General features: G+C 68.3%; 4 protein-coding genes and 1 pseudogene. 3 read left to right on the top strand and 2 right to left on the bottom strand.

Annotated features, from left to right (window positions below):
- Nucleotides 1–138: 138 nt before the first annotated feature.
- The gene (gene lexA, locus FNH08_RS42580; protein ID WP_322726356.1) at nucleotides 139–915 is read right to left on the bottom strand and encodes a transcriptional repressor LexA; all 777 of its coding nucleotides are present in this window, start codon (nucleotides 913–915) and stop codon (nucleotides 139–141) included.
- 521 nt (nucleotides 916–1,436) lie between these two features.
- Here lexA and nrdR point away from each other — a divergent pair.
- Nucleotides 1,437–2,000: a transcriptional regulator NrdR gene (nrdR, locus tag FNH08_RS42575; protein WP_152776870.1), complete on the top strand. Its 564-nt coding sequence runs from the start codon at nucleotides 1,437–1,439 to the stop codon at nucleotides 1,998–2,000.
- A 159-nt stretch (nucleotides 2,001–2,159) separates the two neighbouring features.
- Nucleotides 2,160–5,054: a vitamin B12-dependent ribonucleotide reductase gene (locus FNH08_RS42570; RefSeq protein ID WP_152776869.1), complete on the top strand. Its 2,895-nt coding sequence runs from the start codon at nucleotides 2,160–2,162 to the stop codon at nucleotides 5,052–5,054.
- A 76-nt stretch (nucleotides 5,055–5,130) separates the two neighbouring features.
- On the opposite strand, the gene FNH08_RS42565 is transcribed toward FNH08_RS42570, so the two are convergent.
- Nucleotides 5,131–5,664 (bottom strand): TerD family protein, encoded by a 534-nt coding sequence (locus FNH08_RS42565; protein ID WP_322726355.1) that lies wholly within the window; start codon nucleotides 5,662–5,664, stop codon nucleotides 5,131–5,133.
- Nucleotides 5,665–5,816: 152 nt separating this feature from the next.
- On the opposite strand from FNH08_RS42565, the pseudogene FNH08_RS53765 reads away from it, so the two are divergent.
- Nucleotides 5,817–5,905 (top strand): annotated as a pseudogene (locus tag FNH08_RS53765) (DUF4937 domain-containing protein); the annotation flags it as partial.

Genomic DNA, 5,905 nt, shown 5'->3' with positions numbered 1-5,905 from the left:
CCGCTGCTCCGGCCGGAGCAGCGGCACAACGGCCCCCCATGGACCGCGACGGAAGCGGAGCCGGACAGCGCAGGGCCCCGGAACCGGCGCAGGGGTCCCGGGGCCCGGTTCAGGGGCGGTGCGCCGCCCGCTACGGGGTCACACTCGCCGCAGTACCGCCACCACCTTGCCCAGGATGGTCGCATCGTCGCCGGGGATCGGCTCGTAGGCCGCGTTGTGCGGGAGGAGCCAGACGTGGCCGTCCTCGCGCTTGAAGCGCTTGACCGTGGCCTCGCCGTCCAGCATCGCAGCCACGATGTCGCCGTTCTCGGCGACCGGCTGGCGGCGGACCGTCACCCAGTCCCCGTCGCAGATGGCGGCCTCGATCATCGAGTCGCCGACGACCTTCAGGACGAACAGCTCACCGTCGCCGACGAGCTGCCTCGGGAGCGGGAACACGTCCTCCACCGACTCCTCGGCGAGGATCGGGCCACCGGCGGCGATACGGCCGACGAGCGGGACGTACGACGCGGCCGGCTTGCCCGCCGTGTCCGTGGGCTGTGCCGACGCCTGGTCGGAGCCCCGGACCTCGTAGGCGCGCGGGCGGTGCGGGTCGCGGCGCAGGAAGCCCTTGCGCTCCAGGGCCATCAGCTGGTGTGCCACCGAGGACGTGCTGGAGAGGCCGACCGCTTGGCCGATCTCCCGCATCGACGGCGGGTAGCCGCGCCGCTGCACGGAGTCCCTGATGACCTCGATGACCCGGCGCTGCCTGTCTGTGAGCCCCGAGCTGTCGGCCCGGATGCCTGGAGGTCGGCCAGGCAGGGACCGCTTGGGTCCCTCAGGATTCGTGGCTTCGTTCATCGCATGCACCGGCTCGAATCGGTCCTGGGAGCGGTCCTGGGCAGTGATGGCGGCACTGTCTGCGGTGGTGGTCACGTCGGCCCCTCTCGATGGTCTCCCGTGCAGCACAACGGTAGTTGCTTTCGAAAGGTTGCGCCAAACACACGTTCGAGTGAAAAAACGCGGATTGCCTTACGCGGCTGGATGTCTGGGTGTATGGCCGACGTCGATCCTGGCGGGCGAAAGCGCTCATTGCTGTACCGTCCGCCGCCGGGGCGATGGCCTTGTGGGCCGCTGCCGCCTCGTGGGCCAGTCTGCCACCAGGCGCCCCGCCGACCGGGCACCGACCCCCTCGCGTGCGGCGCCCAACGTATCCCCGCGCGTCCCGTGACGGAACGGCCCCGCGGCACATGCCGAAACGAGTGCGACACGCGCGTCGTGGGAGGATTTACGTGCCAAGCCCTACATGTAGTGCTTGGATTGCACTGACGGCCCAGAAGTTGTGGTCCCCCGGGTCTCCAGACCCTCGGACATCGCCTATGCTTGGGGCTGCTTCGCAGGGACCCAAGTGGCTTGCGAGGCTATTGAGTCTGCTGTGAAAGGGGGTTGGAAGTTCTATGCATTGCCCTTTCTGCAGGCATCCCGACAGCCGCGTCGTCGACTCCCGTACGACCGATGACGGTACGTCGATCCGCAGGCGCCGTCAGTGTCCGGACTGCTCCCGTCGTTTCACGACGGTGGAGACCTGTTCGCTGATGGTGGTCAAGCGGTCGGGCGTCACCGAGCCCTTCAGCCGTACGAAGATCATCAATGGTGTGCGCAAGGCATGCCAGGGACGGCCCGTCACCGAGGACGCGCTCGCCCAGCTGGGCCAGCGGGTCGAGGAAGCGGTGCGGGCCACGGGGAGCGCCGAGCTGACCACCCACGACGTGGGACTGGCCATACTCGGCCCGTTGCAGGAGCTCGACCTCGTCGCCTATCTGCGATTCGCCTCGGTCTACCGGGCGTTCGACTCGCTGGAGGACTTCGAGGCGGCCATCGAGGAACTCAGGGAAGAGCAGGGGGAGCGCCCCGCCGGCGACGGCGAGGACTGCAAGGACGCAGTCGAGGAGCGCGTGGAACCCGAGCGCGGGCCCGGGGGGACCGGAGGGGTCCCCGAGCCCGCCCGCGCCGCCGACTGACCGGCGGACCGCCCGGGCGGATCATCGCACCGGACCGTCGACGGCGACCAGGACCTGTCGTGGAGGGCCGCGTGAGCGGCGCCGCGACACAAGACAGAACACCGTGTCACGGGAACAAAGTGGCACTTCAGGGCGTTTTCGCCCGTACAGGGAGGCGGCATGACAGAGACGGCGAGCGGTCCGGCACGGAGTTCCCGCGCCAAGGGCACCAAGGCGAGCAAGGGACTGCGTATCGAGCGCATCCACACCACCCCCGGCGTGCACCCGTACGACGAGGTCGAGTGGGCGCGCCGTGACGTCGTCATGACCAACTGGCGCGACGGCTCGGTCAACTTCGAGCAGCGTGGCGTCGAGTTCCCCGAGTTCTGGTCGGTGAACGCGGTCAACATCGTCACCAGCAAGTACTTCCGGGGTGCCGTCGGCACCCCGCAGCGCGAGGTGAGCCTGAAGCAGCTCATCGACCGCATCGTGAAGACGTACCGGAAGGCCGGTGAGGACTACAAGTACTTCGCCTCGCCCGCCGACGCCGAGATCTTCGAGCACGAACTGGCGTACGCCCTCCTGCACCAGATCTTCAGCTTCAACAGCCCGGTCTGGTTCAACGTCGGCACGCCCCAGCCGCAGCAGGTCTCCGCCTGCTTCATCCTGGCCGTCGACGACTCCATGGAGTCGATCCTCGACTGGTACAAGGAAGAGGGCATGATCTTCAAGGGCGGCTCCGGTGCCGGCCTGAACCTCTCCCGGATCCGGTCCTCCAAGGAGCTGCTCTCCTCCGGTGGCAACGCCTCCGGTCCGGTCTCCTTCATGCGCGGCGCCGACGCCTCCGCGGGAACGATCAAGTCGGGTGGCGCCACCCGACGCGCCGCCAAGATGGTCATCCTCGACGTCGACCACCCCGACATCGAGGACTTCATCGAGACCAAGGTGAAGGAAGAGGAGAAGATCCGCGCCCTGCGCGACGCGGGCTTCGACATGGACCTGGGCGGCGACGACATCACGTCCGTCCAGTACCAGAACGCCAACAACTCGGTCCGCGTGAACGACACGTTCATGAAGGCCGTCGAGTCCGGCGGGAAGTTCGGTCTGCGCGGGCGGATGACCGGCGAGGTCATCGAAGAGGTCGAGGCCAAGACCCTGTTCCGCAAGATGGCCGAGGCCGCCTGGGCCTGCGCCGACCCCGGCATCCAGTACGACGACACCATCAACCACTGGCACACGTGCCCGGAGTCCGGCCGCATCAACGGCTCGAACCCCTGCAGCGAGTACATGCACCTGGACAACACGTCCTGCAACCTCGCCTCGCTGAACCTGATGAAGTTCCTGAAGGACGACGGCCTCGGCAACCAGTCCTTCGAGGTCGAGCGCTTCGCGAAGGTCGTCGAGCTCGTCATCACCGCGATGGACATCTCCATCTGCTTCGCCGACTTCCCGACCCAGAAGATCGGTGAGAACACCCGCGCCTTCCGCCAGCTCGGCATCGGCTACGCCAACCTCGGCGCCCTGCTGATGGCGACCGGCCACGCGTACGACTCCGACGGCGGCCGTGCCCTGGCCGGTGCCATCACCTCCCTGATGACCGGCACGTCGTACAGGCGTTCCGCCGAACTCGCCGCGGTCGTCGGCCCGTACGACGGCTACGCCCGCAACGCACAGCCGCACCTGCGCGTCATGAAGCAGCACGCCGACGCCAACACCGAGGCCGTCCGCGTCGACGACCTGGACACCCCGGTCTGGGCCGCCGCCACGGAGGCCTGGCAGGACGTGCTCCGCCTCGGCGAGAAGAACGGCTTCCGCAACTCGCAGGCGTCCGTCATCGCCCCGACCGGCACCATCGGTCTCGCGATGTCCTGCGACACCACCGGCCTCGAGCCCGACCTCGCGCTGGTCAAGTTCAAGAAGCTGGTCGGCGGCGGGTCGATGCAGATCGTCAACGGCACCGTCCCGCAGGCCCTGCGTCGCCTGGGCTACCTGGAGGAGCAGGTCGAGGCGATCGTCGCCCACATCGCCGAGCACGGCAATGTCGTCGACGCCCCGGGCCTCAAGCTCGAGCACTACGAGGTCTTCGACTGCGCCATGGGCGAGCGCTCCATCTCCGCGATGGGCCATGTCCGCATGATGGCCGCGATCCAGCCGTGGATCTCCGGCGCCCTGTCCAAGACGGTCAACATGCCGGAGTCGGCGACCGTCGAGGAGGTCGAGGAGATCTACTTCGAGGCCTGGAAGCTGGGCGTCAAGGCGCTCGCCATCTACCGCGACAACTGCAAGGTCGGCCAGCCGCTCTCCGCGAAGACCAAGGAGAAGGAGAAGGCCGAGATCACGGAGAAGGCCGAGGCGGCCATCCGCGAGACGGTCGAGAAGGTCGTCGAGTACCGCCCGGTCCGCAAGCGCCTCCCGAAGGGTCGTCCCGGCATCACCACGTCCTTCACCGTCGGTGGCGCCGAGGGTTACATGACGGCCAACTCCTACCCGGACGACGGCCTGGGCGAGGTCTTCCTGAAGATGTCCAAGCAGGGTTCGACCCTCGCGGGCATGATGGACGCCTTCTCCATCGCGGTCTCGGTCGGTCTGCAGTACGGCGTGCCTCTGGAGACGTACGTCTCCAAGTTCACCAACATGCGCTTCGAGCCGGCCGGTATGACGGACGACCCGGACGTGCGGATGGCGCAGTCGATCGTCGACTACATCTTCCGCCGTCTGGCGCTCGACTTCCTGCCCTTCGAGACGCGCTCCGCGCTCGGCATCCACTCCGCCGAGGAGCGCCAGCGTCACCTGGAGACCGGCTCCTACGAGCCGAATGAGGACGAGGTCGACGTCGAGGGCCTGGCCCAGTCCGCGCCCCGCGCGCAGGAGCTGAAGGCCGTCGCCACCAACAGGGCCGGCGTCGAGGCGGCCAAGCCCGCCCCGCAGCAGGCCCACACCAGTGCCGAACTGGTGGAGATGCAGCTGGGCATCCAGGCGGACGCCCCGCTCTGCTTCTCCTGCGGCACGAAGATGCAGCGGGCGGGTTCCTGCTACATCTGCGAGGGCTGCGGCTCGACCAGCGGCTGCAGCTGAGCCTGTCTGACGCATTGAGGGGCGGTACGGTCGGCGACCGTACCGCCCCTCGGCGTTGACGCGTGCCCCGAGCGGGTCAGGACTCGCGCCGAGCGCCCATGACGCGGGCGAAGGACGCCGGGTCCTCCTCGTAGCCGTGGACGCCCGGTCGGAACGACCACTCCCCGGAGCTGTCGCGCACGAACTCCGCGACGGTCGCCGCCGTGGACCCCAGGACACCGCCGAAGTCGTCCTCGGCCAGGACGGTGTAGCCCTCACGGATGCGCAGCGCGGGGTTGTGGACGTTGACGAAGGTCCTTCGGCCGGTCTGCTGCTGTATGGCCACACCGACCACCACGCGCGCGTAGCGGCTGTCGAGCCGGCTGAGCTCGACGATCATGACCTCGTCCCAGCCGAAGCCCTGACCGGTCTTGCTGTCGCGGTCGAGATTGATGGTCCCGTCGGGGGAGCGGCTGTCGAAGTGCACCACGTAGTCGGGGTTACCGTGCGGCTCCGTGGCCAGATAGGTGGCCGCCACGAGATCGAGGTCCGTGGGTGTCTGTCCCGAAGGACTGGGATCCCATTTCACCGCCACCTCGACCTTGCCGATGCCCTTGTTGAGGCCGTTCACCAGATCTCCCTCCCCGTTTCCTGGGCCTGCCGCCCGAACCTCCGCACAGTCCAGGCCAGTTGTCCATCCTCCCACGTGCGCGGGGGCGCTCGCTCGGGTGCACTCTGCCGGAGCGTGACCGGCGCCACGCTCCGTGGCCTTACGATGGCGCGGTGCTGGTCAAGTGGATTCGCTGCACCGTGGTGGACCGCCGCGGTTTCGAACGGGGGCAGCGAAAGTGGGCGGGGCTTCTGGGGGAGCC

The organism is Streptomyces spongiae, from assembly GCF_009377185.1.
GTDB classification, from domain to species: domain Bacteria; phylum Actinomycetota; class Actinomycetes; order Streptomycetales; family Streptomycetaceae; genus Streptomyces; species Streptomyces spongiae.
Note: the sequence above shows the minus strand (reverse complement) of the source record. Positions and strands in the feature narration are given on the sequence as shown.